Annotated in this window: 20 protein-coding genes; 10 read left to right on the forward strand and 10 right to left on the reverse strand. The window is 71.4% G+C overall.

From position 1 onward, the window contains the following. Positions 1-137 precede the first annotated feature (137 nt). Positions 138-659: a DUF1203 domain-containing protein gene (locus ACFYXV_RS13800; RefSeq protein ID WP_389382966.1), complete on the forward strand. Its 522-nt coding sequence runs from the start codon at positions 138-140 to the stop codon at positions 657-659. A 67-nt stretch (positions 660-726) separates the two neighbouring features. Here ACFYXV_RS13800 and ACFYXV_RS13805 read toward each other — a convergent pair whose 3' ends face one another. Next, positions 727-1755 (reverse strand): aspartate-semialdehyde dehydrogenase, encoded by a 1029-nt coding sequence (locus ACFYXV_RS13805; RefSeq protein WP_383345279.1) that lies wholly within the window; start codon positions 1753-1755, stop codon positions 727-729. Between the two features lie 252 nt (positions 1756-2007). Between ACFYXV_RS13805 and ACFYXV_RS13810 the strand changes: the two genes are divergently transcribed. Next, positions 2008-3498 (forward strand): M28 family metallopeptidase, encoded by a 1491-nt coding sequence (locus tag ACFYXV_RS13810; RefSeq protein WP_389382967.1) that lies wholly within the window; start codon positions 2008-2010, stop codon positions 3496-3498. A 90-nt stretch (positions 3499-3588) separates the two neighbouring features. Here the strand turns inward: ACFYXV_RS13810 and ACFYXV_RS13815 are convergent, their stop codons facing one another. Both ACFYXV_RS13815 and ACFYXV_RS13820 read right to left on the reverse strand, forming a co-directional pair. Further along, complete coding sequence (locus ACFYXV_RS13815) at positions 3589-6915, reverse strand: S8 family serine peptidase (RefSeq protein ID WP_389382968.1); 3327 nt, start codon at positions 6913-6915, stop codon at positions 3589-3591. Between the two features lie 274 nt (positions 6916-7189). Then, positions 7190-7756, reverse strand: a complete 567-nt coding sequence (locus tag ACFYXV_RS13820) for a CGNR zinc finger domain-containing protein (protein ID WP_385476883.1) — start codon at positions 7754-7756, stop codon at positions 7190-7192. Between the two features lie 125 nt (positions 7757-7881). Between ACFYXV_RS13820 and ACFYXV_RS13825 the strand changes: the two genes are divergently transcribed. Both ACFYXV_RS13825 and ACFYXV_RS13830 read left to right on the forward strand, forming a co-directional pair. Then, positions 7882-8340: a VOC family protein gene (locus ACFYXV_RS13825; protein ID WP_389382969.1), complete on the forward strand. Its 459-nt coding sequence runs from the start codon at positions 7882-7884 to the stop codon at positions 8338-8340. 23 nt (positions 8341-8363) lie between these two features. Further along, positions 8364-9260, forward strand: coding sequence for a pyridoxamine 5'-phosphate oxidase family protein (locus ACFYXV_RS13830; protein WP_389382970.1), 897 nt, complete (start codon positions 8364-8366; stop codon positions 9258-9260). On the opposite strand, the gene ACFYXV_RS13835 is transcribed toward ACFYXV_RS13830, so the two are convergent. After that, a complete protein-coding gene (locus ACFYXV_RS13835; RefSeq protein WP_385476877.1) occupies positions 9236-10195 on the reverse strand; it encodes a hypothetical protein in 960 nt (319 codons plus the stop codon). The genes ACFYXV_RS13830 and ACFYXV_RS13835 overlap by 25 nt on opposite strands. 171 nt (positions 10196-10366) lie before the next feature. Next, on the reverse strand, positions 10367-12937 hold the full coding sequence (gene pepN / locus ACFYXV_RS13840) for an aminopeptidase N (protein ID WP_389382971.1): 2571 nt from the start codon (positions 12935-12937) through the stop codon (positions 10367-10369). A gap of 125 nt (positions 12938-13062) precedes the next feature. Here pepN and ACFYXV_RS13845 point away from each other — a divergent pair, with 125 nt between their 5' ends. Continuing rightward, positions 13063-13710: a DsbA family protein gene (locus tag ACFYXV_RS13845; RefSeq protein ID WP_383345307.1), complete on the forward strand. Its 648-nt coding sequence runs from the start codon at positions 13063-13065 to the stop codon at positions 13708-13710. Positions 13711-13832: 122 nt separating this feature from the next. On the opposite strand, the gene ACFYXV_RS13850 is transcribed toward ACFYXV_RS13845, so the two are convergent. Beyond that, the gene (locus tag ACFYXV_RS13850; protein ID WP_383345310.1) at positions 13833-14489 is read right to left on the reverse strand and encodes a superoxide dismutase; all 657 of its coding nucleotides are present in this window, start codon (positions 14487-14489) and stop codon (positions 13833-13835) included. A 160-nt stretch (positions 14490-14649) separates the two neighbouring features. Beyond that, positions 14650-16059, reverse strand: a complete 1410-nt coding sequence (locus tag ACFYXV_RS13855) for an amino acid permease (protein ID WP_389382972.1) — start codon at positions 16057-16059, stop codon at positions 14650-14652. 185 nt (positions 16060-16244) lie between these two features. Here ACFYXV_RS13855 and ACFYXV_RS13860 point away from each other — a divergent pair, with 185 nt between their 5' ends. Further along, positions 16245-17027 carry an SDR family NAD(P)-dependent oxidoreductase gene (locus ACFYXV_RS13860; protein WP_385474288.1) on the forward strand — a complete coding sequence of 261 codons (783 nt, stop codon included), beginning with the start codon at positions 16245-16247 and terminating at the stop codon, positions 17025-17027. Between the two features lie 73 nt (positions 17028-17100). Here the strand turns inward: ACFYXV_RS13860 and ACFYXV_RS13865 are convergent, their stop codons facing one another. Further along, a complete protein-coding gene (locus ACFYXV_RS13865; RefSeq protein WP_385474286.1) occupies positions 17101-18516 on the reverse strand; it encodes an amino acid permease in 1416 nt (471 codons plus the stop codon). A gap of 287 nt (positions 18517-18803) precedes the next feature. On the opposite strand from ACFYXV_RS13865, the gene ACFYXV_RS13870 reads away from it, so the two are divergent. Next, the gene (locus tag ACFYXV_RS13870; RefSeq protein WP_385474284.1) at positions 18804-19385 is read left to right on the forward strand and encodes a biotin transporter BioY; all 582 of its coding nucleotides are present in this window, start codon (positions 18804-18806) and stop codon (positions 19383-19385) included. A 68-nt stretch (positions 19386-19453) separates the two neighbouring features. Here ACFYXV_RS13870 and ACFYXV_RS13875 read toward each other — a convergent pair whose 3' ends face one another. Next, positions 19454-20887, reverse strand: coding sequence for an amino acid permease (locus ACFYXV_RS13875; protein WP_383344733.1), 1434 nt, complete (start codon positions 20885-20887; stop codon positions 19454-19456). 221 nt (positions 20888-21108) lie between these two features. Here ACFYXV_RS13875 and ACFYXV_RS13880 point away from each other — a divergent pair, with 221 nt between their 5' ends. Beyond that, positions 21109-21594 (forward strand): ribose-5-phosphate isomerase, encoded by a 486-nt coding sequence (locus tag ACFYXV_RS13880; protein ID WP_053688991.1) that lies wholly within the window; start codon positions 21109-21111, stop codon positions 21592-21594. Positions 21595-21666: 72 nt separating this feature from the next. Next, a complete protein-coding gene (locus ACFYXV_RS13885; protein ID WP_385474282.1) occupies positions 21667-22473 on the forward strand; it encodes an Fpg/Nei family DNA glycosylase in 807 nt (268 codons plus the stop codon). Between the two features lie 4 nt (positions 22474-22477). Here ACFYXV_RS13885 and ACFYXV_RS13890 read toward each other — a convergent pair whose 3' ends face one another. After that, positions 22478-23710, reverse strand: coding sequence for a GNAT family N-acetyltransferase (locus tag ACFYXV_RS13890; RefSeq protein ID WP_389382973.1), 1233 nt, complete (start codon positions 23708-23710; stop codon positions 22478-22480). Between the two features lie 117 nt (positions 23711-23827). On the opposite strand from ACFYXV_RS13890, the gene ACFYXV_RS13895 reads away from it, so the two are divergent. Further along, positions 23828-24970 carry a PP2C family protein-serine/threonine phosphatase gene (locus ACFYXV_RS13895; RefSeq protein ID WP_383344724.1) on the forward strand — a complete coding sequence of 381 codons (1143 nt, stop codon included), beginning with the start codon at positions 23828-23830 and terminating at the stop codon, positions 24968-24970. The last annotated feature ends 13 nt before the right edge of the window (positions 24971-24983 follow it).

A 24983-nucleotide genomic window follows, 5' to 3' on the forward strand; every position in this document is an offset into this window, starting at 1 on the left:
GTCATCTCCTTTGATGGTGACGTTGCCCCGACATACTTCCACGTGGGGCCGACCGGGCGCCCGCGAGTAATCCACGGGCGAAACGCGACGTCCGATTTCCGCCAGCTTCACCGGATCCGGACACCCACCCTGGACGCATGACGACACGATTCGCGCCCCGACCGGCGCTCCACGCCGCACGTCCCATCGACCCCGCCACCCTCACCGCCCTGCGCGAACGCGACGACGCCGGCCGCCCCTGCGTCCCGTACGAGGACCCCGAGGGCGGTGCCCCGCTGCGCTGCTGCCTGCGCCGAAGCCGCCGCGCGGAGCGGATCGCGCTCGTCTCGTACGCGCCGCTGCGCCGCTGGGCGGCCGGGACGGGCGTCGACCCGGGCGCGTACGACGAACAGGGCCCGGTGTTCATCCACGCCGACGGCTGCGGCGGCCCGGCCGGGGGCGAGGGCCACCCCTTCGCCCAGGCAGGGGCCCTGCGCACGGTCCGCCGCTACGACGCCGGGGGCCACATCCTCGGCGGCCGCGCCCTCCTCCTGAGCGAGGACCCGCAGGCGGATCTGGAGGAGGCCCTGGCGGAGGCCTTCGCCGACCCGCGGGCCGCCCTGGTCCACGTACGCGCCACCGAGTTCGGCTGCTTCCTCTTCGAGGTCCGCAGGCCCTGACGGCCGGCGGGCACGCGGAAGGGGGCGGCACCGGCCGGTGCCGCCCCCTTCCGCCGCGTGACCGGCGTCAGCCGCGGAGCTCCTCGGCGACCAGCTCGGCGATCTGGACCGCGTTCAGGGCCGCGCCCTTGCGGAGGTTGTCGTTCGAGAGGAACAGCGCGAGGCCGTTCTCCACCGTCTCGTCGACGCGGATGCGGCCCACGTACGAGGCGTCCTTGCCCGCCGCCTGCAGCGGGGTCGGGATCTCCGAGAGCTCGACGCCGGGGGCGTCCCCCAGCAGCTCGTACGCGCGCTCCACGCTGATCGGGTTCGCGAAGCGGGCGTTGACCTGGAGGGAGTGGCCGGAGAAGACCGGGACGCGCACGCAGGTGCCGGAGACCTTGAGGCCCGGGATCTCCAGGATCTTGCGGGACTCGTTGCGGAGCTTCTGCTCCTCGTCGGTCTCGAAGGAGCCGTCGTCGACCAGGTTGCCCGCGAGCGGGACCACGTTGTAGGCGATCGGGCGCTTGTAGACCTTCGCCTCCGGGAAGTCGACGGCCCCGCCGTCGAAGGTCAGCTGGTCGGCGGTCTCGGAGACCGCGCAGGCCTGGCCCTTGAGCTCGGCGACGCCGGCCAGGCCCGAGCCGGAGACGGCCTGGTAGGTGGTGGCGACCATGGCGGTGAGGCCGGCCTCGTCGTGCAGCGGGCGCAGCACGGGCATGGCGGCCATGGTGGTGCAGTTCGGGTTCGCGATGATGCCCTTGGGGCGGTTCTTGATCGCGTGCGGGTTGACCTCGGAGACGACGAGCGGCACGTCGGGGTCGCCGCGCCAGGCGGAGGAGTTGTCGATCACGACGGCGCCCTGGGAGGCGACCTTCTCGGCGAGGGCCTTCGAGGTGGCGCCGCCCGCGGAGAACAGCACGATGTCCAGGCCGGAGTAGTCGGCCGCGGAGGCGTCCTCGATGGTGATCTCCCGGCCCTCCCAGTCGAGGGTCGAGCCCGCGGAACGGGCCGAGGCGAACAGCCGCAGCTCGTCCACCGGGAACTTGCGCTCGGCGAGGATGCCGCGCATGACTGCGCCGACCTGACCGGTGGCTCCGACGATTCCGACCCTCACGGTGACTCCTTCTGCTCCGTACGACGCGTGCGCGCGTGGAGCCATCATGCGTTCGACCCCACGAGTCTTGTCCAATCCATTGTCCGAGGAACGGACGGTGTCCTGAATGTGAACCCCCGTGACACGTTCGTGGCGGCTGTGTTGCACCCCCGCCGAGCGCCCGTTTTGCCTGGTCGCAGCCGGTTACGGTCCGGTCTGTCGCGTCCGCTCGCCGGACGGGCATTCCGCATACCGAACTCGGGGAGAACCATCGTGCGCGCCATCCGCCACCGCAGCCGGTCCATACCGGCCCTCGCCGCCCTCGCGGCCGCCGCCGTCGCCGCACCCGTCCTGCTGGCCGCCACCCCGGCGTCCGCCCATCCGCGCGAGGGCCGGCTGGCCAAGGAACTGGTCGAGGAGGTCACCGCCCGCGGGGCCTACCGCCACCTGGCGAAGTTCCAGCAGATCGCCGACGCCAACGGAGGCAACCGCGCGGCGGGCACCCCGGGCCACGCGGCCTCCGCCGCCTATGTCCACGACACCTTGAAGAAGGCCGGGTACGAGGTCTCCTACCAGGACTTCGACATCTACGAGGCGCACACGAAGACGGAGCGGACCACCGTCCTGGCCGGCCTCGACGGAGCGCCGCGCGAGCTGCCCACCGCCGCGTTCACCTTCACCCGGTCCACGCCGGCGGGCGGCCTGGTCGCCCCGCTCGCCCTCGCCCGGGTCGACGAGACCCCCGGCTGCACGGCCGACGACTACGCGGGCGGCACCTTCACCGGGAAGATCGCCCTGGTCAAGCGCGGCTCCTGCACCTTCGTGGAGAAGCAGAAGGCCGCCGCCGCGGCCGGTGCGATCGGAGTCATCGTCTACAACCACAGCGGTACCACCCCGGTCCGCGGCGGGTTCTCCTCGCCGGCCGAGGGGATCATCCCGAGCGCGGGCCTCAGCCTGGCCGACGGCGAGGCGCTGGCCGCGGCCGCCGCGAAGGGCGAGGTGAAGGTGCGCCTGGACCTGGACCAGGAGCACGTGAAGAAGACCACCCGCAACGTGATCGCCGAGACCAGGGGCGGCCGCTCCGACCGCGTGGTCACCGTCGGCTCCCACCTGGACTCGGTCCCCGAGGGCCCGGGCATCAACGACAACGGCTCCGGCTCGGCAGGTCTGCTGGAGGTGGCCCTGAAGCTGGCCGACGAGGGCGCCAACAAGAAGGGCAGGGGTCCGGCGAACAAGGTCCGCTTCGCCTGGTGGTCGGCCGAGGAGCTCGGCCTGCTGGGCTCCGAGCACTACGTGGCGCAGCTGTCCGGGAAGCAGAAGAAGGACATCGCGCTCTACCTGAACTTCGACATGATCGCCTCGCCGAACCCGGTGCAGTTCGTCTACGACGGCGACGACTCGGACAAGACCGGCGAGGGCGCGGGTCCGGCCGGCTCGGCGCAGATCGAGGCGCTCATCAACGGCTTCCTCGACAAGAAGCACAAGCCGCACGAGGGCAGCGACTTCGACGGCCGCTCCGACTACGGCCCGTTCATCGCGAACGGCATCCCGGCCGGCGGTACGTTCACCGGCGCCGAGGGCGTCAAGACCGCCGAGCAGGCGAAGCGGTACGGCGGCACGGCGGGCGCCCCGTACGACCCGAACTACCATGGGGCGGGCGACACCCTGAAGAACCTGGACCTGAAGGCCTTCGACACCAACCTGGACGTCATCGCGCACGCGGTGGGCACGTACGCCCAGGACCTGAGCTCGCTGGGCAAGTAGCCGGCGCCCGCTCCCGAGGGGGGAACGGCGAAGGGGCGGGCGCCCGATCCGGGCGCCCGCCCCTCCGTCATGCGATCAGCCGGTCATCCGTTACGGGGTGACCTTCTCGATCTGGACGCTGCCGGTGCCGGCGGCGGTGCCGCGGGCGTTGAGCAGCTTGACCTCGCCGAAGAACTGACGGCCCTCGGGGGCCGGAGCGGCGGCGAGGACGTTCGCCGTGACGGACGCCGAGGCGCCGTTGGCGAGGTTCACCGCGGCGCCCGCGTCGACCTGGACGGAGCCCAGGGCGGCCGAGAAGTACACGTCGCGGTAGTTGAACGTGGTGGTGCCGGCCGGAACGGCGTAACCGTCCACCTGGATGGTGTAGGTGCCGGCGGCCGGGTTGAGCAGGGTCACGGCCTCCTCGGAGTCGCCGTCCGCGGAGGAGCCGACCTTCACGCCGTCCTTGAGGACGGTGAGGTCGAGGTCGGCACCGGTGTCGGAGACACCGCCGATGGCCACGTCCAGGCGGGAGACGCCCTCACCGATGGTGACGGTGCTGGTCTGGGTCTCGCCGTTCGCGATGGTCGGCTTGGCGACCTTCGCGGAGCCGAGCGGGCCGCCCTGGAGCTTGCCGCCGCTGATCGCGGCGCCGTCGTTCTTGATGGTCCACTGGACCGGGGCCGGGGTGCCCTGCTTCACCTCGGGCAGGACCTTGACCGCCGGGTCGAAGGCCGCGCCGAGGACGGAGACGTCCAGCTTGAACGGGTTGTCGAGCAGCGGCGACGTACGGCGCGACTCGACCTCGATCTCCCAGACGCCCGGCTGCGGGTTCTCGTACGAGCGCAGGTCGGGGCGGCAGGTGTTGGCCGGGTTGTCGTAGTTCGGGTAGCACTGGGTGGTCGCGCTGTCCTCGACGCCCACACCGTACGGGTGGATCGAGATGAAGCGCGTCTGGCTGCCCGGCTTCAGGCCGCCCAGGGCGACCTCAAGGGACTTCGCGCCCTGCGGGACGGTCACGAAGTACGACTTGTGGCTGTTGCGCTGCACGGAGGAGGAGTCCGACATCGTGAACGACGGCTTCGCCAGCGGCGTGGAGGCGACGACCGTGGTCAGGATCTGCTTGTCGATGCCCTCGGTGGTCTCGTCGTCCAGCTGCAGGATGCCGCTGTGGACGCCGGCCGACTTGGGGTTGGCCTCGACCTTGATGGTGACCGGCTTGTTCAGCGGCAGCGTGACGTAGTCGTAGCCGCCGACGACCTTGAACGTGCCGTCGTTGTTGCGCCAGGTCAGGTCGTGGCGGGTGCCGTACTTGACGCCGGTGGTGCGGGTGACGACGACGTCGTAGACCTTCTTCTGGCCGACCTTGAGGCCGCCCTCGCGGTCGTAGAGGCCGGTGCCGAAGCCCGGGGTCTTCAGGAACTGGTCGATCGCGGTGTCGACCGGCGCCTTGACGGTGAACTCGTTGGCCTTGGCGCCGCGCTGGAGGGACTCCCACGCGTCGACGATGTTGATCAGGCCCGCGCCCTGGGCGTGCGCCGGGACGTCGGCGATCTTCTTCGCGGTGCTGGTGAGCGCCACGCGCAGGCTCGCCGGGGTGACCGTCACGTGCTGCTGCTTGGCGGCCGAGAGCAGCAGGGCGCTGGCGCCCGTCGCCTGCGGCGAGGACATCGAGGTGCCCTGCAGCATCGAGTAGCCGGCCGGGAGGTTGTAGCCGGCCTCCTTCACCGGGGAGCCGGGCAGCCAGGTCTGCGTGGTGTTGATGGCCGCGCCGGGGGCGGTGATGGTCGGCGTGAAGCCGCCGTCCTCACGCGGACCGCGCGAGGAGAACGGGAACATGTCGTACTTCTTGGTCACGCCGGAGCCGTAGTTCGCGGCCCAGGTCTCCTTGGAGACCGCGGCACCCACGGAGATGACCTTGTCCGCGAGACCGGGGTCGCCGATGGTGTTGACACCGGGGCCCTCGTTGCCCGCCGAGATGACGAGCTGGACACCGTAGGTGTCGATGAGGTTCTTGTAGAGCTCGGCGCGGGCGTTGTTGCCGTCGTTCAGCGCCGGCAGGCCGCCGATGGACATGTTGACGATGTCCACACCGCGGTTGACGACGAGGTCGATCATGCCCTCGGTCAGCGCGACGTTGGTGCAGCCGCCGGACCAGGAGCAGGCGCGCGAGGAGACGATCTTCGCGCCGGGGGCCTCGCCGTTCATCTTGCCGCCGAAGAGGCTGTTGGCGGCGGTGATGCCGGCGACGTGCGTGCCGTGCTCGGACTCGATGATGCCGATGTTGACGAAGTCGGCCTTCTTGCCGACCCAGTCCCCGCCCAGCGGGTCCATCGGGACGTCCTTGCGGATCTGGATAACGAACGGGATCCGCTCGGCGACGTCGGTCGCCGGGTTGTCCGTGCCGAAGTAGCCGATCTGGTAGCCGTCCTTGTACGGCTTCATCGGCTCGTTGTTCGTGAAGTCGCCGTCCTGGTCGGTGTCGACGCGGACGGTGCCGGCGGCGGCGTCGTAGAGCATGCCGAACCGGTCGGTGGTGTCCCCGTCGCGGTTGACGTCGCCCTTCGCGTCACCGGTGGCGGTGATCGACTCGCTGAACCGGCTCCACTGGTAAGAGCCCTCAGGGGCCTTCCAGCTCTGGCCGCCGGCGCTGAAGGTGCCGCCCGCGGCCGTGACCGGGGTGATCTGCGGGCGCCAGGTGGCGTCGTTGTCCGTGATCGGGTCGGTCGCGGTGACCCAGTCGACGATCTTGCGCTCGCCGGTGGTGGTCTTCTGGAGCGCCGGGTGGCCGAGGTCGACGCCCGAGTCCAGGATGCCGATGGTCACGCCGCGGCCGTCGGCCTGCGGGTTCTTGGCGACGAAGTCCACCGCGCCCGTCTCGAAGGACGGGTTGTACGGGTTCTTCGCGGGGGTGTTCTTGTCCGGTCCCGGGTAGGTCTCGGAGGCGGTCTTCCTCGCCGCCCCCGCGTCCTTGCCCGCGTCGGGACGCGGGTCCGAGAGCTGGATCTCGTGCTTGAGGTCCAGGGCGTGCACCGAGGACAGCTTCGCGGCCGCCTTCAGGGCGGCCTCGGCCTTGGCGGTCGGCAGCGTGGCCCGCACGTAGCCGAGCTTGTCGTTCGTCTGGCCGACCGAGGCGCCCTGGACCGCACCGAGCTGGTCGGCGACCTGCTTGGTCTGGCCGGGGGCGGTGGCCACCATGACGGTGACGGTCGCGTCGCCCTTGGCCTTGGCCGCCTGGAGCAGCTCGGCGTCCGCCGAACCGATCTTCTCGTCGGCGGACTTGACGGCCGGGCTCGTGCCCGGGGTGCCGGCGGGGCCGGTCGCCGCGAACACGGGCATCGCGCCCGCGGTCGCCAGCGCGGCGACCAGGCCGGCCGCGGCCGCGACGCGTGCGACGCGTCTGGCCCCGGATATGGAGCTGGGGGATTCGAGGGTCATCAGCATCCCTGGATAAGTGAAAGATACGGTCCGGATTTCGGTGCCGGATGACCGGTCAGCTTTGCGCAATCGACCGCTCTTTGGGGAGCCTTGTCATTGACCGAGACCTGACATGGCGGACTCTCGCCAGGGCGCGTCATGCGCCATCGAGGCCGTACCGGGTCGTACGCGTACGAATCGCAGGGGTTGAAGTGTTGCTTTGTCGACTTCCCGACCTCATTGCGAGGATGGTCCGAAGCCCGGTCTCAGATCGGGTGTGACAACTTCCGGGCCGTCAGCGCACGCGCGTGCGCGCGTAGTGCCGCGAGGCCTTCGCCCGGTTTCCGCACACGGACATGGAGCACCAGCGCCGGGTGCCGTTGCGCGAGGTGTCGTGGAAGTGCAGCACGCACGACTCGGAGGCGCACTTGCGGATCCGCTCGGGTGCCGCACCCAGCAGTTCCAGGTAGTCGCGGGCGGCCGTCCAGGCCGGACCCCAGGTCGGGTCCTCGAACTCGGCGCGCTCGCCCGGGCCTTCGGGGGTCAGGGTGGCCCGGATCCGGCCGTGCTCCAGGACGGCGTCGACCAGGGTGCGCGCGCTCTCGTCGGCCGGGTCCGCGACCGCGCGGGCGAGTGCCTCGCGGGCGGTCAGCAGGTGGACGAGGGTGGCGGCGTCGGCGCGGAAGCGGCCGGCCAGGCCGGTGCTGCGCAGCCAGATCGCGAGCCCCTCGACCCGGGTCAGCCCGAAGGCGCCGGCGAAGAGGTCGACGACCTCGCCGTCCCGCATCCAGCGCGTGTTCAGCAGGTCCAGGGAGACCGGCTCGCCCGTCAGGGGGCGGGGATCCGCCGCCGCTGTCGCCATCTCGCCGCTCCTCCGCACGCGCCTGCTAACCCCTCAAGAGTACGTGACCGGTTGACGCCCCGAGTCATAACCCTTAACTTTGATTTAGAAGGTTAGAGTCGTGGAATCGATGGAAGGGGGCAGCCGTGACGGCTGTCATCAGCAAGCTGCGCACCGGGCACGTGGGTCTGAACGTCACCGACCTCACCCGTTCCCTCGCCTTCTACCGGGACGCCCTCGGCTTCGAGCAGCTGGGCGGGGGCGAGGAGGCGGACCGCCGCTTCGCCTTCCTCGGGCAGGACGGCGAGCTCGTCCTCACGCTCTGGCAGCAGGCCGACGGCGCGTACGCCCCGGCGGCCGCGGGACTGCACCACCTGGCGCTCTCCGCCGCCACCGTCGACGAGGTCCGGGCGTACGAGGAGCGGCTGCGCGGGCTGGGCGTGGAGTTCGCCTACGAAGGGGTCGTCGCCCACGGCGAGGGCAGGGCCTCCGGCGGCATCTTCTTCCACGACCCCGACGGCACCCGCCTGGAGATCTCCGCACCGGTCGGCGCCGAGGGGGCTCCGGTCCCCATCTCGGGGGCTCCGACCTGCGGGTTCTTCTAGGCACTCAGTCAGGAGGCGGCATCATGGACCGGTACCACCAGGGCTCGGTGGCCGTGCAGGAACGCGTGGGGGTGCGCGAGCTCGCCGAGCACGTCGGACGTTCGATCGGTGCGGGCATCAAGGACGTCGCCGCGGCCTTCCTTGAGCTGCAGCCGCACCTGGTCGTCGGCGCCGCCGACGGGGCGGGACGCGTGTGGGCCTCGCTGCTCACCGGCCCGCCCGGTTTCGTCCGGGCCACGGGTCCGCACAGGATGGCGGTGGCCGGCGGAGTGCCGGCCGGGGACCCCCTCGCCGAGGTGCTCGCCACGGCGGGTACCCGGGTCGGGACGATCTCCCTCGACCCGCGCACCCGGCGCCGGATGCGCCTGGGCGGGACGCTGGAGGTGACCGCGCGGGGGTTCGCGGTCGAGGCGGAGCGGGTCTTCGCCAACTGCCCCAAGTACATCCAGAAGCGGCAGCCGGTGGAGCTGGTCTCCGAAGGGGCGGGTGTCGTGCGGCGCGGGGGCGCGCTCACCCCCGGCCAGGAGCGGGCCGTCCGGGCCGCCGACACCTTCTTCGTCGCCACCACCGCCGGGAACGGGGTCGACGCCAGCCACCGGGGCGGGATGCCGGGATTCGTCGAGGTGCTCTCGCCCGTCGAGCTGTGCTGGCCGGACTATGCGGGCAACGCCATGTTCCTGACCCTCGGGAACCTGGCCGCCGATCCACGGGCCGGACTGCTGTTCCCGGACTGGGAGAGCGGTGCGGTGCTCCAGCTCAGCGGCAGTGCCCGGACCGAGTACGGGCCCGACGGCGGCCGGAGCATCCACTTCCGGGTCGAATCGGTGGTGGAGGGCCTGCACCCCGGGCGGCTGCGCTGGAGCGCCCCGGAGTACTCGCCGGCCAATCCGCCGCCTCACCGTGGGAGTACGACCAGGTAGGCGGCCGGCTCGCGGTCGGCGGACGCCGTCAGGGCGGTGCGGACCACCGCGGCCTGCTGCTCGGGCCAGTCGCGCAGCTTGCGCGGGGTGATGTGCAGGACGGTCACGCCGAGCCGCTCCAGGGTCTCCCGCTTGCGCACGGCCTCCGAGAACTGCTCGTCCTCGCCCTGCCGCGGTGCGCGGGTGTCGATCTCGATGGCGACGGCCTGGTCGGGCCAGTAGGCGTCGACCCCGCCGAGGTGCGGGCCGCCGGGCAGCCGCAGGTCCACGTTCCAGACCGGCTCGGGGAGCTCGTAGCCCCGTACGAGCTGGTACAGCCGGTCCTCGGCGATGGCCCGGCCCTCCGCGAGCAGGGACTCGACGGCGTCCACGACGTGGGGCCGGTTCAGCAGCCGCGCCACCGTCAGCTCCCGTACGACGGCGGCGGGTTCGCAGTGACCGCCGCGGACGGCCTCGCTGAGCAGGCGGCGTACGGTCCCGGCGTCGGACAGCTGGGCCACCGCGTCCGCCAGGGCCCGGGCCACCGGGGCGACGGGCAGTCCGGTCACCTGCTGCGGACGCGGCGGGGTGTGCGTCCGGACGATCCGGACGGCGTCGACGGAGCGGAGCCGGCGGGTGTGGGGCACCAGTACGTCGATCTGCGTCAGGGCGAGCAGCGCGGGCGCGGAGCCGAACCGGTACAGCGCGAGGGCAGCGAGCCCGGTGATCATGGCCTCGCCGCCGCGCCGGCCGGCGTACAGCAGGGCGGCGTGCAGGCGCTCCTCGCTGGTCGCGGCGCCGGCGTGGAGGAGGAACACGCCGGGCAGGATCTCCTGCCAGGGCCGCTCGGCCGCTTCGGAGGCGCTGACGCCGTGCTCACGGAGCTGGGGGAGGCTCATCACCCGGGGGCTGCTGCCGGTGAGGTGGGCGAGGGGGAGGGGCGCGTTGTGGTTCATGCGGCGGAGATTCCCGCCCGCCCCGGTCCCGCTAACCCCTGTTACACGCCCGTCGACAAATCCGGACAAGACCGCACTAAAGTACGGCCGTTCGAATGCCGATAGCGTCGTTCGCATCCGTCGGCGGAGCCGGTCGTCCCCCTGGGCGGACCGGCCCCGCCGACGGTGCCGCTAGACCGAGGCCGAACCCGCCGCGGCGGCCGCGTCGCAGGCCTGCGCCCGCAGCGCCCGGGCCAGGTCGTCACGGGCCTCCAGCACCAGGCGGCGCAGCGCCGGAGCGGCACCGGCGTGTGCGGAGAGCCAGGCGTCGGTGGCGGCCAGCGTCGACTCCGAGTCCTCCAGCGAGGGGTACATCCCCTTCACCACGTGCATGCCGATCTGGATCGACCGGTCCGCCCAGATCCGCTCGATCACCTCGAAGTAGCGCCCCGCGTACGGGGCCAGCAGCGCCCGCTGCGAAGGCTGCTGCATGCCCGCGATCGTCGCCTCCACCAGCGCGTTCGACAGCGCGTCCGACTCGACGACCGCCGCCCACGCCTGGTCCTTGACCGCCGCGGACGGCCGCGCCGCCAGGCAGCGCACCTGGTGCCGCTTGCCCGACGCCGTGTCGTCGCGGGCCAGTTCCGCCGCCAGCACAGCCTCGTCCACCGCTCCGTGCGCGGCCAGCGGCAGCAGGAAGTCCCACCGCAGCTCCTGGTCCACGTCCAGCCCGTCGATCCGCGCCGAACCGTCCAGCAGGCCCAGCAGCAGCTGGAAGTCGCCCTCCGTCGCCGCGCCCGCCGCGAAGAAGCGGGCCCAGGTCAGCTGGTGCTCCGAGCCCGGCTCGGACATCCGCAGCTCCTGCAGCGCGACCGCCGACAGCACCCGGCCGCCCTGCTCGCGCCAGCCGGCCGTCGCGTAGTGCGTGACCGCGGCCAGCGCCTGCGAGTGCAGCATCTGCAGCACGCCGACGTCGCTCTCGCGGCCGGCGTGGGCCAGCACCATCGAGATGAAGTCGCGCGCCGGCATCAGCCCGTCGCGCGTCAGGTTCCACAGCGCCGACCAGCACAGCGCCCGAGCCAGCGGATCCGCCACGCCGCCGAGCCGCTCGCGCAGGGTCGCCAGCGAGCCCTCGTCGAAGCGCATCTTGCAGTACGTCAGGTCGTCGTCGTTGACCAGCACCAGGTCGGGCCGCTCCAGCCCGGCCAGCTCGGCGACGACCGTCGAAGCGCCGGCCACGTCCGCCTCGGCCCGTGCGTAGCGGACCAGCGAGCCCTCCTCCAGCCGGTACAGGCCGACCGCCACCCGGTGCGGGCGGAGCTCCTCGCCCTCCTGGACCACGGCCAGCTCGGTCACCCGGCCGCCCGCGTCGTACGTCAGCACCGGCGTCAGCACGTTCACGCCGGCCGTCTGCAGCCAGGCCCGCGACCACTCGGCCATGTCCCGCCCGGAGACCTCGCCGAGCACCGACAGCAGATCGTCGAGCGTGGTGTTCCCGTACGCGTTGGCCTTGAAGTAGCGCCGCGCGCCCTCCAGGAACGCCTCCCGGCCCACGTAGGCGACGAGCTGCTTGAGCACCGCGGCGCCCTTGGCGTACGTGATGCCGTCGAAGTTGAGCTTCGCGTCCTCCAGGTCACGGATGTCGGCCGTGATCGGGTGCGTGGAGGGCAGCTGGTCGGCCCGGTACGCCCACGCCTTGCGGTTGTTGGCGAAGGTCACCCACGCCTGGTCGAAGCGGGTCGCCTCGACCTGCGAGAAGGAGCCCATGAAGTCCGCGAAGGACTCCTTCAGCCACAGGTCGTCCCACCACTTCATGGTGACGAGGTCGCCGAACCACATGTGGGCCATCTCGTGCAGGATCGTGTTACAGCGCCGCTCGTACGCGGCCCGCGTCACCTTGCCGCGGAAGATGTACTCCTCGCGGAAGGTCACCATCCCCGGGTTCTCCATCGCGCCCAGGTTGTACTCCGGCACGAAGGCCTGGTCGTACTTCCCGAAGGGGTACGGGTAGTCGAAGTGCTCGTGGAAGAAGTCGAAGCCCTGCTTGGTGACCAGGAAGACGTCGTCCGCGTCGAAGTGCTTCGCCAGCCCCTTGCGGCACATCGCGCCCAGCGGGATCGTCAGGTCCCCGCGCGTGTAGGTGTCCGTCACGTAGTGGTACGGGCCCGCCACCACGCAGGTGATGTACGTGGAGATCGGCGCGGTCTCGGCGAAGCGCCGGGTCGTTCCCTCGCGGGATTCCTCGGCGCCGTTGCTCCAGACGTGCCAGCCCTCCGGCGCGGTCACCTCGAAGCGGTACGGGGCCTTCAGGTCGGGCTGCTCGAAGTTCGCGTACACGCGGCGGGCGTCGGCCGGCTCGTACTGCGTGTAGAGGTAGACCTCGCCGTCCTCCGGGTCGACGAAGCGGTGCATGCCCTCGCCCGTCCGGCTGTACGCGCAGTTCGCGTCCACGACCAGGACGTTCTCGGAGGCCAGATCGGCCAGGGCGATCCGCGCGCCGTCGAAGACGGCGGCCGGGTCCAGCTCCCGCCCGTTGAGGGTGACGGAGTTCACCGACGGGGCGATGAGGTCCGCGAAGGTGGCCGACCCGGGGGCGGCGGCCCGAAAGCGGATCGTGGTCACCGAGCGGAAGGTCCGGGGGCCCTCGGCCGGTTCGGCCTCGTCCACGGCGGACCTCAGGTCGAGGACCACCTCGTACCCGTCGACGGACAGCAGCTCGGCCCGCTCGCGGGCCTCGTCACGGGACAGATTCTCTCCGGGCACGTGCACTCCTTCGTGCGTGATCGCGATACCTGACGGAATCCTCGCACGGGGGAATGCGCGAGGTCCCGGCCTGGTTGGCGAGGGGGAACACGACCAGTGATGCACGCAGCGATCAGAGGAGAGACATGGCCGACACCCAGGTGCGCGAGAAGACCCCGGTCGATTTCTGGTTCGACCCGCTCTGCCCCTGGGCCTGGATGACGTCCCGCTGGATGCTGGAGGTCGAGAAGGTCCGCGACGTCGAAGTGCGCTGGCACGTGATGAGCCTCGCCGTCCTGAACGAGAACAAGCTCGACGAGCTGCCCGAGCGCTACCGCGAGCTGCTCGGCCCCAAGGGCTGGGCGCCGGTCCGCGTCGTCATCGCGGCCCAGCAGAAGCACGGTGAGGAGATCACCGGCAAGCTGTACACCGCGCTCGGCACCCGGATCCACAACGAGGACAAGGGCGCGACCCGCGAGGTCATCGCCGAGGCGCTGGAGGAGGTCGGCCTGCCGGCCGAGCTGCTCGCCTACGCCGACTCCGACGAGTACGACCACGTGCTGCGCGACTCCCACAACGACGGCATCGAGCGCGTCGGCCAGGAGGTCGGCACCCCGGTGATCTCCGTGCCCGGCGCCGAGGGCGACGAGGTGGCCTTCTTCGGGCCGGTCGTCACCCCGACCCCGCGCGGCGAGGCCGCGGCCCGGCTGTGGGACGGCACCCTGCTCGTCGCCTCCACCCCCGGGTTCTACGAGATCAAGCGCACCCGCACCAAGGGCCCGTCCTTCGAGTAGGCCTGCTGTCGAACAGCCGGAAGACCCCCGCAAGTCACGTCCTTGCGGGGGTCTTCCGTTTGACACGCCCGCACGCGAAGGTTGAGAAGACGATCACGAGGCGGACGGCTCGGGGGTGCTGGTCAGCCCTTGACGGGGATCAGCAGCGGGGTGTTCGCCTTGGCGTCGGCGTAGCGCCCGGCCACGTCCTGCCAGTTGACGACGTTCCACATGGCCTCGATGAAGTCGACCTTCTGGTTCTTGTACTGCAGGTAGAAGGCGTGCTCCCAGGCGTCGAAGACCAGGATCGGGGTGCTGGCCACACCCACGTTGCCCTGGTGGTCGTAGACCTGCTCGACGACCAGACGGCCGCTGACGGGCTCGTACGCGAGCACGCCCCAGCCGGAGCCCTGCGTCGCGGAGGACGCGAAGGTCAGCTGCTTCTTGAACTTCGCGAAGGAGCCGAAGGACTCGGTGATCGCGTCGGCCAGGTCGCCGAGGCCGTCGGCCGCGGTGGGCTCGCCGCCGCCCTCGCCGGTCTTCGGGCTGGCCATGTTGTGCCAGTAGATGCTGTGCAGGATGTGACCGGAGAGGTGGAAGGCCAGGTTCTTCTCCAGGCCGTTCAGCGCACCCCAGTTCTCCTTGTCGCGGGCCTCCGCCAGCTGCTCCAGCGTGTTGTTGGCGCCGGTGACGTAAGCCGCGTGGTGCTTGTCGTGGTGCAGCTCGATGATCTGCGGGTTGATCACCGGCTCCAGCGCCGCGTAGTCGTACGGAAGCTCAGGAAGCGTGTAGATGGCCATGCGTGTTATCCGGTCCCCTCAGCGTGCCAACTGCTTATTGCAATCAATGCGCAACTGCACGCTAGCAGTATCTATTCCGGTGATCACGTAAGGGTTACCTCTGTAGAACGACGGTGGGCCCCGTGCGAACGCACGGGGCCCACCTGGGTGCGGGGTCGTGTCAGCGGGCGGCGGCCGCCCGGCGCTGCATCACGTAGCCGGTCGCCGCGAGGGCGACGGTCAGGCCGCCGGTGAAGACCACCTGGACCCGGGTATCCCGGTCGAGCGCCATCAGGACCAGCACCCCGGCCACCCCGGCCAGCGCCACCCAGGTCAGGTACGGGAAGCCCCACATCTTCACGACCAGCTTCGAAGGGGCCTCCCGCTCCAGCCGGCGCCGCAGCACGAACTGCGAGACGGCGATGAAGCCCCAGACGACGAGGATGACCCCGCCGACCATGTTCAGCAGCCAGGCGAACAGGGTGTCCGGGTACCAGTACGACAGCAGCACGGTGACGAAGCCGAACCCGCAGGAGGCGAGCACCGCGCGGCGCGGCACCCGGCCGCTGACCTTGCCCAGCGCCTTCGGGCCCTGGCCGCGGGAGACGAGCGAGTGGGCCATGCGCGAGGAGCCGTAGATGTTGGCGTTCATCGCCGACAGCAGGGCGATCAGGATGACCACGTTCATGATCTCGCCGGCGGCCGGGATGCCCAGGTGGTCCAGGGCCGCCGCGTACGGGCCGTCCTCGGTCACCGCCGGGTCGTTCCACGGCAGCAGCGTGACGATGACCAGCATGGAGCCGACGTAGACGATCGCGATCCGCCACATGGTGGTCTTCACGGCCCGGGCCACGCCCTTGACGGGGTTCTCCGATTCGGCGGCCGCGATGGTCACCGTCTCCAGACCGCCGTACGCGACGACCGAGGCGAGCAGTCCGACCAGCAGGCCGTCCATGCCGTTGGGCAGGAACCCGCCGTTGTGCAGCAGGTTGGCGGCGCCGGGGGAGGAGGTGCCGGGCAGCAGCCCCAGGACGGCCAGCACGCCCAGGCCGAGGAAGAGCGCGATCGCACCGATCTTGAGGGCGGCGAACCAGAACTCGAACTCGCCGAAGTTGGAGACGGCGGCCAGGTTCGTGCCGCAGAACAGCGCCATGAAGGCCAGCACCCACACCCAGGACGGGGTGCCCGGGAACCAGCCGGTCATGATGTGCGCCGCGCCGATCGCCTCGATGGCCACGCCCACGCACAGCAGGGTCCAGAACATCCAGCCGGCCGTGAACCCGGCCCAGGGGCCGATCGCCCGGTCCGCGTGCACGGAGAAGGAGCCGGAGGCGGGATTGGCGGCGGACATCTCGCCGAGCATCCGCATCACGAACATCACGAGCAGACCGGACGCGGCGTACGCGATCACGATCGAGGGACCCGCGGCGGCGATGCCGGCGCCGGAGCCCACGAAGAGGCCGGCGCCGATGACCCCGCCGAGGGCGATCATCGAGAGGTGGCGCTGCTTGAGGCCGTTGCCGAGGGGGGATCCGGCGCCGCCCGAGGGGGGTGCCTCCTCGGCACGGGGCGCGGTGGCTGTCTGACTCATGAAGGTGCTGCCTGTCCGGTGTGCGGGTGGACGGGAGGAAGTGCCCCAGTCTCACCCTCGTCCGATCAACGGACATTCTGCGTCCGTTATTCGGACAGCGAGATGACCATCGGTGATCGCCCCCGTACGCTCGCGATCAAGACGCTCGGGACACCCGAGACACCCGAGACGCGGCAGGAGGCCGAATGGACCACGGCATACGGGAATTGGCGGCGACGGGCCGGGGCGTACTGGTCACCGGAGCCTCCCGCGGCATCGGGCGGGCCGTCGCCACCGCCTTCGCCCGTCAGGGCGACCGGGTCGCCGTGCACTGCACCGCCCGCCGGGCCGACGCCGAACGGACCCTCGCCGGGCTGCCCGGCGGCGGCCACGTCCTGCTCACCGGCGACCTCGCCGACCCCGCGCAGGTGGCGGACCTGGCCGCCGCGGCCGAGGAGGCGCTCGACGGTGTGGACGTGCTGGTCAACAACGCCGCCGTCATGGTCGCGCACCCGCTGCCCACCACCTCGTACGCCGACTGGCAGGCGGCCTGGCAGCACACCGCCGCGGTCAACCTGTTCGGCGCCGCCAACCTCACGCACTGCGTGACCCGCCGGATGATCGACGGAGGCCGCGAGGGCCGCGTCGTCAACATCGGTTCGCGCGGCGCCTTCCGGGGCGAGCCCGACCACCCGGCGTACGGCGCCACCAAGGCTGCCCTGCACGCCCTCGGCCAGTCCCTCGCCGTCTCCCTGGCTCCGCACGGCATCGCGGTCGCGGCCGTCGCCCCCGGCTTCGTGGCCACCGAACGGGTCGCCGGCAGGCTCGACGGGGAGGAGGGGGAGCGCATCCGCGCCCAGAGCCCCTTCGGCCGGGTCGGCACCCCCGAGGAGGTCGCCGCCGCGGTCCTCCACCTCGCCTCGCCCGCGGCGGCCTGGAGCTCGGGCACCGTCCTCGACGTCAACGGCGCCTCTCACCTGCGGACCTGACAGCCCCCGAACGCCGAACGGGCCCCCGCCGCCTTCCGGCGCGGGGGCCCGCTCCTTCACCGCCGCCGCGGGGTCAGGCCCGGCGGGCCCGGATCTCGCGTACCCACGCCACCAGCAGTACGGCGGCCGCCGCACCCGTGGACCACAGCAGCTGCGGCCGCGCCGAGTCGTCGAACAGCATCAGCACCAGCACCGCAGCCATGCCCAGCAGAGCCGCCCACGTCAGGTACGGGAAGCACCACATCCGCAGCGTGAGGCGCTCCGGCATGTCCCGCTCCAGCATGCGGCGCAGCTTCAGCTCCGAGACCGCGATCAGCGCCCACACGAACAGCAGCACCGCGCCGACCGCGTTCAGCATGTAGAGGAAGACCGTGTCCGGCCACAGCAGGTTCAGCACCACCGACACGAAGCCGAAGGCCACCGAGGCGAACACGGCCCGGCGCGGCACCCCGCCGCCCGACACCTTCAGCAGCGCCTTGGGCGCCTCGCCGCGCTCGGCCAGCGAGAACACGATGCGCGAGGAGCCGTACAGATTGGCGTTGAGGGCCGAGAGGAGCGCCACGAACACCACGATGTTCATGATCTGGCCGGCCGCGGGGATCCCGATGGAGTCCAGGACGGCGACGTACGGGCTCTGCCCCGGCTCCAGCGAGTCCCACGGCAGCAGGGTCACGATGACCACCATCGAGCCGACGTAGAAGAAGAGGATGCGCCACACGGCGCTGCGCACCGCGCGGGCCACGGACTTGGCCGGGTTGTCGGACTCGGCCGCCGCGATGGTGACGACCTCCAGGCCGCCGAAGGCGAAGATGACCGCGAGCATGCCGGCGACCACCCCGCCGAAGCCCTCGGGGAAGAACCCGCCCCGGCCGGTCAGGTTGGCCATGCCGATGGGGTCCGTGTCCGGCAGCAGGCCGAAGATCGCCAGCGTGCCGAGGACGAGGAAGAGGACGATCGCGCCGACCTTGAGGGCCGCGAACCAGAACTCGAACTCGCCGAAGTTCTTCACGGCGGCCAGGTTGCTCACGGTGAAGACCACCATGAAGATCAGCACCCAGACCCACTGGTCGACCGAGGGCAGCCAGCCGTTCGCGATCTTCGCCGCGCCGGTGGCCTCCACCGCCAGCACCACGACCAGCAGGAACCAGTAGAGCCAGCCCGCCGAGAACCCGGCCCAGCGCCCCAGCGCCTTCTCCGCGTAGACGGAGAAGGAGCCGGAGGCGGGCATCGCCGCCGACATCTCGCCGAGCGCGCGCATCACCAGCATGGCGAGGGCGCCCGCCAGCAGGTACGAGCAGATGATCGCGGGGCCGGCGATGCCGATGCCGGCGCCGGAGCCGACGAACAGCCCGGCGCCGATCACGCCGCCGAGGCCCAGCATGGTCAGGTGGCGCTGCTTCAGGCTGTGGCTGAGGGGTTCCGCCGGGAGATCGGGCCCTTCGGCAGGGGTGGGCCCGGTGGGAGGGGTGGTGGGCAAGCGGTCGCGCATGAGTGGGTGCTCGTACTCTCGTGCTCGGCAGCGGCGGTGGGGGCTCCGCATTCGGATTGGCGGGACCCTACAGTCTCGCCGGACGGCGCCCATCCGCGCAAAAACGGACGTGTTGACTGAATCCGGCTCGTGACGCGGATCACTCCCGCAGGGACGCGAACCGGCCTCTTTGTGCACTCCCCACCAAAGCGGTGAGCAGGGCTTTGTCCCGGCCGGAGGTGGGGCGGCGCCCGGCCGCGCACTAGCGTCGGTGATCGTCCCGTCACCCTCACTCCGCGGAGCCTCCGATGAGCACTGCTTCCGTCTCCTTCCGCCCCGGCGCCGTCCTGGCCGACCTGCTGCCCGCGAGCCGCGTCCGCGACATCGCGCTCGTCGCCGGCGGAGCCGCGCTCACCGGCCTCGCCGCGCAGATCGCGGTGCCCGTCCCCGGCTCCCCGGTCCCGGTCACCGGCCAGACCTTCGCGGCCCTGCTCGTCGGCACCGCGTTCGGCGCCCGCCGCGGCTTCCTGTCCCTCGCCCTGTACGCGCTCGTCGGCATGGCGGGCGTGCCGTGGTTCGCGGGCGGCACCTCCGGCGCGGGCGGGGCCTCGTTCGGCTACGTGCTCGGCATGCTCCTCGCCGCCACCGTCGTGGGCGCGCTGGCCCGCCGCGGCGCGGACCGCTCGGTCCTCCGTACGGCTGGCACGATGGCGCTGGGCTCGGCCCTGATCTACGCCGTGGGCGTGCCGTACCTGGCGCTGTCCACCGGGATGTCCTTCGGCGCGGCCGTCGCGGCGGGGCTGACCCCGTTCCTGATCGGCGACGCGCTCAAGGCGGCGCTGGCGATGGGCCTGCTGCCCGCCACGTGGAAGCTGGCCGGCCGCAAGTAGCGGCCCCCCGCCCGTACGACGCAGCCCCGGACCACGCGTGGTGGTCCGGGGCTGCGCCGTACGGCGGATCAGACGCGCGCGGCGGCCTTGCGGCGCAGGTCGCGCACCACGCCGATGACCAGCACGACGGCGGCGACGAGCAGCGACAGCATGACCGTCTCGCGGTTGTCCTTGTCGTAGACCATGTAGGCCAGGACGAAGGTGATCATCGCGGCGGTGGCCCACGTCAGGTACGGGAAGAGCCACATCTTGACCGTCAGCTTGTCCGGCGCCTCGCGGACGAGGATCTTGCGCATGCGCAGCTGGGTCAGGCAGATGACCAGCCACACGAAGAGCGCGATCGCACCCGAGGAGTTCAGCAGGAAGCTGAAGACCGTGTCCGGGGAGCTGTAGTTGAAGTAGACCGCGGCGAAGCCGAAGACCACGGAGCCGAGGATGGCGGCCATGGGCACGCCCCGCTTGGTGACCTTCGCGAAGATCTTGGGCGCGTCACCGCGCTCGCCCAGCGAGAACGCCATGCGGGAGGCCGTGTACATGCCCGAGTTCAGGCAGGACAGCACGGCGGTCAGGACGATCACGTTCATGATCTGGCCGGCGTGCGCGATGCCGATGGAGTCCAGGGCGGCGACGTACGAGCCCTTGTCGACGATCGACTTGTCGTTCCACGGCAGCAGGGTGAGGACGATGAAGATCGAGCCCAGGTAGAAGACGCCGATGCGCCAGATCACCGAGTTGGTGGCCTTGGTGACCGCGCGGCGCGGGTCCTCGGACTCGCCGGCCGCCAGGGTGACGATCTCGCTGCCCATGAAGGAGAAGACGACCATCAGGACACCGGTGAGGATGGAGCCCCAGCCGTTGGGCATGAACCCGCCGGCGTCGGTGAGGTGGGCGAAGCCCGCGCCCGGGTTGTCCGAGCCCGGCAGCACGCCGAACACGGCGAGCATGCCGACGATCACGAAGGCGCCGATGGCGACGACCTTGATGCCGGCGAACCAGAACTCGAACTCGCCGTAGGAGGCGACCGAGCCGAGGTTGGTGACCGTCAGGACCACCATCACGATCAGGGCCCAGCCCCACTGCGGGACGGCCGGGACCCAGCCTTCGAGGATCTTGGCACCGGCGGTCGCCTCCACGGCGAGCACGACGACCCAGAAGAACCAGTACAGCCAGCCGATGGAGAATCCGGCCCAGCGGCCGAGCGCGCGGTCGGCGTACGCGGAGAAGGAGCCGGAGTTCGGGCTGGCGGCAGCCATCTCACCGAGCATCCGCATCACGAAGACGACCATCGCTCCGACGAGCAGGTACGAGATCAGGATGGCGGGACCGGCCTTGGCGATACCGCCACCAGAGCCGACGAAGAGACCGGCGCCGATGACGCCGCCAATGGCGATCATGGAAAGGTGGCGGTTCTTGAGACCGGCCTTCAGACCGTCGGAGGGCATGCCCTCACCGGAGTTTCCGGTGGGGTCTCCTGCCTTCTGAAGGGTCGTCGTGGAGCTCATGGACGGATCCTTAGGTTCTCGGGTTGCGAGGCCCCGGCATTCAAACCTGAGATGAACGCAGGACGGAAGACCTCAGTCCGGATCGTTGCGTTGGGACGAACGTCCAGGACCCGGGCTCCGCCATGTCCCATCTGCGTTCTTTGGGTTTACTTGAGCTTTAGAAGTGACTTACGCGACACCCCTCCGCAGTTCTTCCGGGGTGCTCGTGCCACACTCGTCGCATGCGCGTGTACCTCGGATCCGACCATGCCGGCTTTGAGCTCAAGAACCACCTGGTGGACTGGCTCAAGAACAACGGCCACGAGCCCGTCGACTGCGGGCCCCACATCTACGACGCGGTGGACGACTACCCGCCGTTCTGCCTGCGCGCCGCGGAGAAGACCGCCGCGGACGCCGACGGCCTCGGCATCGTCATCGGCGGCTCCGGCAACGGCGAGCAGATCGCCGCGAACAAGGTCAAGGGCGTCCGCGCCATCCTGGCCTGGAGCGTCGAGACCGCGAAGCTGGGGCGTGAGCACAACAACGCCAACGTGATCTCGGTCGGCGGCCGGATGCACACGCAGGACGAGGCCGTCTCCTTCATCGAGGCCTTCCTGGCGACCCCGTACTCCGGCGAGGAGCGGCACACCCGCCGCATCGACATGCTCTCCGCGTACGAGCAGACCGGCGAGCTCCCCCCGATCCCGGCCCACCACCCGCAGGGCTGATCCTCCGCTTCACCGTGCCGCCGCGGCTTCCGGCCCGGCGGCACGGCTGTTTCCCGCCTAAGGAGCAGTGCAGTGCCCGAGGGGCATACGATCCACCGCCTCGCCCAGGACCACACCGAGCGCTTCGCCGGCCGGCCGGTACGGGTGAGCAGCCCCCAGGGCCGCTTCGCCGAGAGCGCGGCGCTGCTCGACGGGCGGGACCTCGACGGCGCCGAGGCCCACGGCAAGCACCTGTTCCTGGAACTCGGCGACGCCTGGATCCACATCCACCTCGGCCTCTTCGGCAAGCTCGGCTTCGGCCCCGCCCCGGCGCCGCCCGCCACGGACACGGTCCGGCTGCGGCTGCTGAACGGGGACCACTACGCCGACCTGCGCGGCCCCACCGCCTGCGCGCTGATCACGGACGCCGAGAAGAAGGCGATACACGAGCGGCTCGGCCCCGACCCGCTGCGCCCCTCCGACGATCCGGAACGCGCCTGGAAGCGGATCTCCCGCTCCCGCACCACCGTCGCCGCGCTGCTCATGGACCAGAAGGTGATCGCGGGCGTCGGCAACGTCTACCGCGCCGAGGTCCTGTTCCGGCACGGCATCGACCCGTACCGGCTGGGCAGGGACCTCACGCGCGGCGAGTGGGACGCGATGTGGGCGGACCTGGCGGTGCTGATGCGCGAGGGCGTACGGAACAACCGGATCGACACCGTCCGCGACGAGCACCTGCCCGAGGCCATGGGCCGCCCGCCGCGCGTGGACGACCACGGCGGCGAGGTGTACGTCTACCGCAGGGCGAACATGCCCTGCCACATCTGCGGGACCGAGGTCCGCACCGCCGGCCTGGCGGCGCGGAACCTCTTCTGGTGCCCGTCCTGTCAGACCCGGTGACCCGCTAGAAGCCGTGGGGGAGCCAGGGCGCGACGTCCCCGGCGAAGGCCCGCGAGGCGGCCCTCAGGGCGCCCGGTCGCAGCTCCCGCACCCGGCCGGCCTCCGCCAGCGAGGCCAGGGTGATCCCGCCGAGGTACGCCGAGCCCAGGTCCCGTACCGACAGCTCCAGGTCCGCCGGGTCGGCGGTCCGGGTGCAGGACACCGGTCCGTCCGCCGCGGCGGAGAGCCGCCACCGCCCCTCGTTCCACGGGCAGAACGCGTCCTCGACCTCCATCACCACGTCCAGCGGAGCCCCGTACGACCGGGCCTCCAAGGCCGCCGGCAGGTCCACCAGCCGCAGGTGCAGCGAATCGCGCACGCTCGGGCGCGAGCGCCGGACGTCACTGACCATGTGCAGCAGCGGATCGTCCACCGGCCGCCGGCCCGCCCGTACGGTCGCGGTCAGGTCGATCCCGAACAGGTAGCGCCAGAGCGCCGCCGTCGCCGCCGGGTCCAGGGCGTCGAGGTCGGCCACCTCGACCTTGCCCTCCCAGCCGTTCTCGTACACGGGCTTGACCCGGTAGCGGGCGTACCCGGCGACCTCGCCGTCCGCCCGCTCCGCCACCACGCACTTGAGCGGCGAGGCGCCCTCGCGCATCGACTCCGGGTCCAGCAGGGACAGCCGCTCCCAGCCCGGCTGCCGCGCCGGCATGCCCGGCCGCCGGGCCACCAACTCCGCGTACACCTGCTCGCACTCCGGCAGCGCCTTCTCCGGGTCGGCGAGCCGCAGCCGCACCTCGTCCGTCCCCGCCGGCACCGAGAGCCGTACGCGGGTGGTGTCGACGGTGAGGGACAGGGCGTGCGTCGCGATGCCGTAGCCGAAGCGTCCGTAGATCGCCGCTTCCGAGGCCGTCAGCACGGCGATCGGCTCGCCACCCACCCGGACGTCGTCGAGCTGGCGGCGCATCATCGAGGTGAGCACCCCGCGGCGGCGGTGGGTGGGCGCGACGCCCACCATCGTGACCCCGGCCGCCGGCACCAGCGCCCCGCCCGGCACCGACAGCCGGAAGGAGAAGGCGCCGGCCGAGCCGACGCAGGACCCGCCCTCCCAGACGCCCAGCGAGCGTCCGGACTCCGTCAGGGATTTGTAGAGTTCCCGCTCCTGGGGAGACTCCGGCACCCCACCGAACGCCAGTTCCAGGTGGTCGTACCAGACATCCCACTCATCGGCCTGCAATACGCGCATCTCAAGAGCCATACGCCCATCCTTACCAGGGCATTCCGTCACAGTCGAAGGGTTTTCGACCGGCCCGGGCCCTCAGGTCCGGGGGTCCCCCTGCGCACGCACAGCCAGGATGGATAGGGTCCCGAAGCAATGGCCGGAGCACGCATCGAGACGCTCATGGCCCGGACGCGCATGCTGTCGCACCGGGCCCGCACCGCCCTGCGCAAATCCGCCGTCGACTACTTCCGCGGCGACGCCTCCGACTGGCTCGCCTTCGCCGGCCTGCTCCTGACCGTTCCCGCGATCGCCTGCGGCACGCTCATGCTGCCCGTCTGGTTCTCGCCCTCGGCCCTCGTCCTGCCGATCGTCGCGGGCGGCCTGCTGCTGCGCCCCGCGAGCCTGCTCGCGCTGTACGCGGCCTCCGCGGCCGCCCTCATCGTCGAGGCCCTGGTCCTCGGCCCGTACACCCTCGGCCCGGCCCGGGTCACGCCCGGAACGGTCCTGGTCGTGGCCGCCTGCGGTTTCTTCGGACTGGTCATCGCCCAGTTCCGCAGCCGCGTCGGCGTGCCCTGGCGGCGCGGCGGCACCATGCTCTTCGACCTGCGCGAACGCATCCGCGTCCAGAGCAAGCTGCCCGCCCTGCCGCGCGGCTGGCACCGCGAGATGGCCCTGCGCCCGGCCGGCGGCCAGTCCTTCTCCGGCGACTTCGTCGTCGCCGCCCGGACGAACGGCGGCCGCACCCTGGAGATCGTCCTGACCGACGTCTCCGGCAAGGGCATGGAAGCGGGCTCGCGCGCCCTGCTGCTGTCCGGCGCGTTCGGCGGCCTGCTCGGCGCCCTGCCCCCGCACGGCTTCCTGCCCGCCGCCAACGGCTACCTGCTCCGCCAGGACTGGGACGAGGGCTTCGCGACCTCCATCCACCTCGTCCTGGACCTGGAGACCGGCGACTACGAGCTCCTCTCCGCCGGCCACCTGCCCGCCCTCCAGCTCTCCGCCGGCACCGGCCGCTGGCAGGAGAAGTCCGGCGAGGGCCCGCTGCTCGGCGTGTACGACGGGGCCGAGTTCGAGCCGGCCCGCGGCAACCTCCGCCGCGGCGACGTCCTCATGCTCTTCACCGACGGGCTGGTCGAGACGGCCGACCGGGACATCGGCGAGGGCATCGACCGCCTCACCGGCGAGGCCGACCGCTACGTCGCCGCCGGGTGGGAGGGCGCGGCCTGGCACCTGATCGAGAAGGTCGCCAAGGACGTCAACGACGACCGGGCCCTGCTCCTCATCCGCCGCTCACCCTGACCTCCCCGGCCTG

This window comes from Streptomyces sp. NPDC002181 (assembly GCF_042890485.1).
In the GTDB taxonomy this organism is placed as follows: domain Bacteria; phylum Actinomycetota; class Actinomycetes; order Streptomycetales; family Streptomycetaceae; genus Streptomyces.

Coding starts and splice junctions, on each gene's coding strand:
- ACFYXV_RS13800 (WP_389382966.1), top strand. CDS start 138: ATGACGACACGATTCGCGCCCCGACCGGCGCTCCACGCCGCACGTCCC.
- ACFYXV_RS13815 (WP_389382968.1), bottom strand. CDS start 6,915: ATGACCCTCGAATCCCCCAGCTCCATATCCGGGGCCAGACGCGTCGCA.
- ACFYXV_RS13820 (WP_385476883.1), bottom strand. CDS start 7,756: ATGGCGACAGCGGCGGCGGATCCCCGCCCCCTGACGGGCGAGCCGGTC.
- ACFYXV_RS13830 (WP_389382970.1), top strand. CDS start 8,364: ATGGACCGGTACCACCAGGGCTCGGTGGCCGTGCAGGAACGCGTGGGG.
- ACFYXV_RS13835 (WP_385476877.1), bottom strand. CDS start 10,195: ATGAACCACAACGCGCCCCTCCCCCTCGCCCACCTCACCGGCAGCAGC.
- ACFYXV_RS13845 (WP_383345307.1), top strand. CDS start 13,063: ATGGCCGACACCCAGGTGCGCGAGAAGACCCCGGTCGATTTCTGGTTC.
- ACFYXV_RS13850 (WP_383345310.1), bottom strand. CDS start 14,489: ATGGCCATCTACACGCTTCCTGAGCTTCCGTACGACTACGCGGCGCTG.
- ACFYXV_RS13855 (WP_389382972.1), bottom strand. CDS start 16,059: ATGAGTCAGACAGCCACCGCGCCCCGTGCCGAGGAGGCACCCCCCTCG.
- ACFYXV_RS13860 (WP_385474288.1), top strand. CDS start 16,245: ATGGACCACGGCATACGGGAATTGGCGGCGACGGGCCGGGGCGTACTG.
- ACFYXV_RS13865 (WP_385474286.1), bottom strand. CDS start 18,516: ATGCGCGACCGCTTGCCCACCACCCCTCCCACCGGGCCCACCCCTGCC.
- ACFYXV_RS13870 (WP_385474284.1), top strand. CDS start 18,804: ATGAGCACTGCTTCCGTCTCCTTCCGCCCCGGCGCCGTCCTGGCCGAC.
- ACFYXV_RS13875 (WP_383344733.1), bottom strand. CDS start 20,887: ATGAGCTCCACGACGACCCTTCAGAAGGCAGGAGACCCCACCGGAAAC.
- ACFYXV_RS13880 (WP_053688991.1), top strand. CDS start 21,109: ATGCGCGTGTACCTCGGATCCGACCATGCCGGCTTTGAGCTCAAGAAC.
- ACFYXV_RS13890 (WP_389382973.1), bottom strand. CDS start 23,710: ATGGCTCTTGAGATGCGCGTATTGCAGGCCGATGAGTGGGATGTCTGG.
- ACFYXV_RS13895 (WP_383344724.1), top strand. CDS start 23,828: ATGGCCGGAGCACGCATCGAGACGCTCATGGCCCGGACGCGCATGCTG.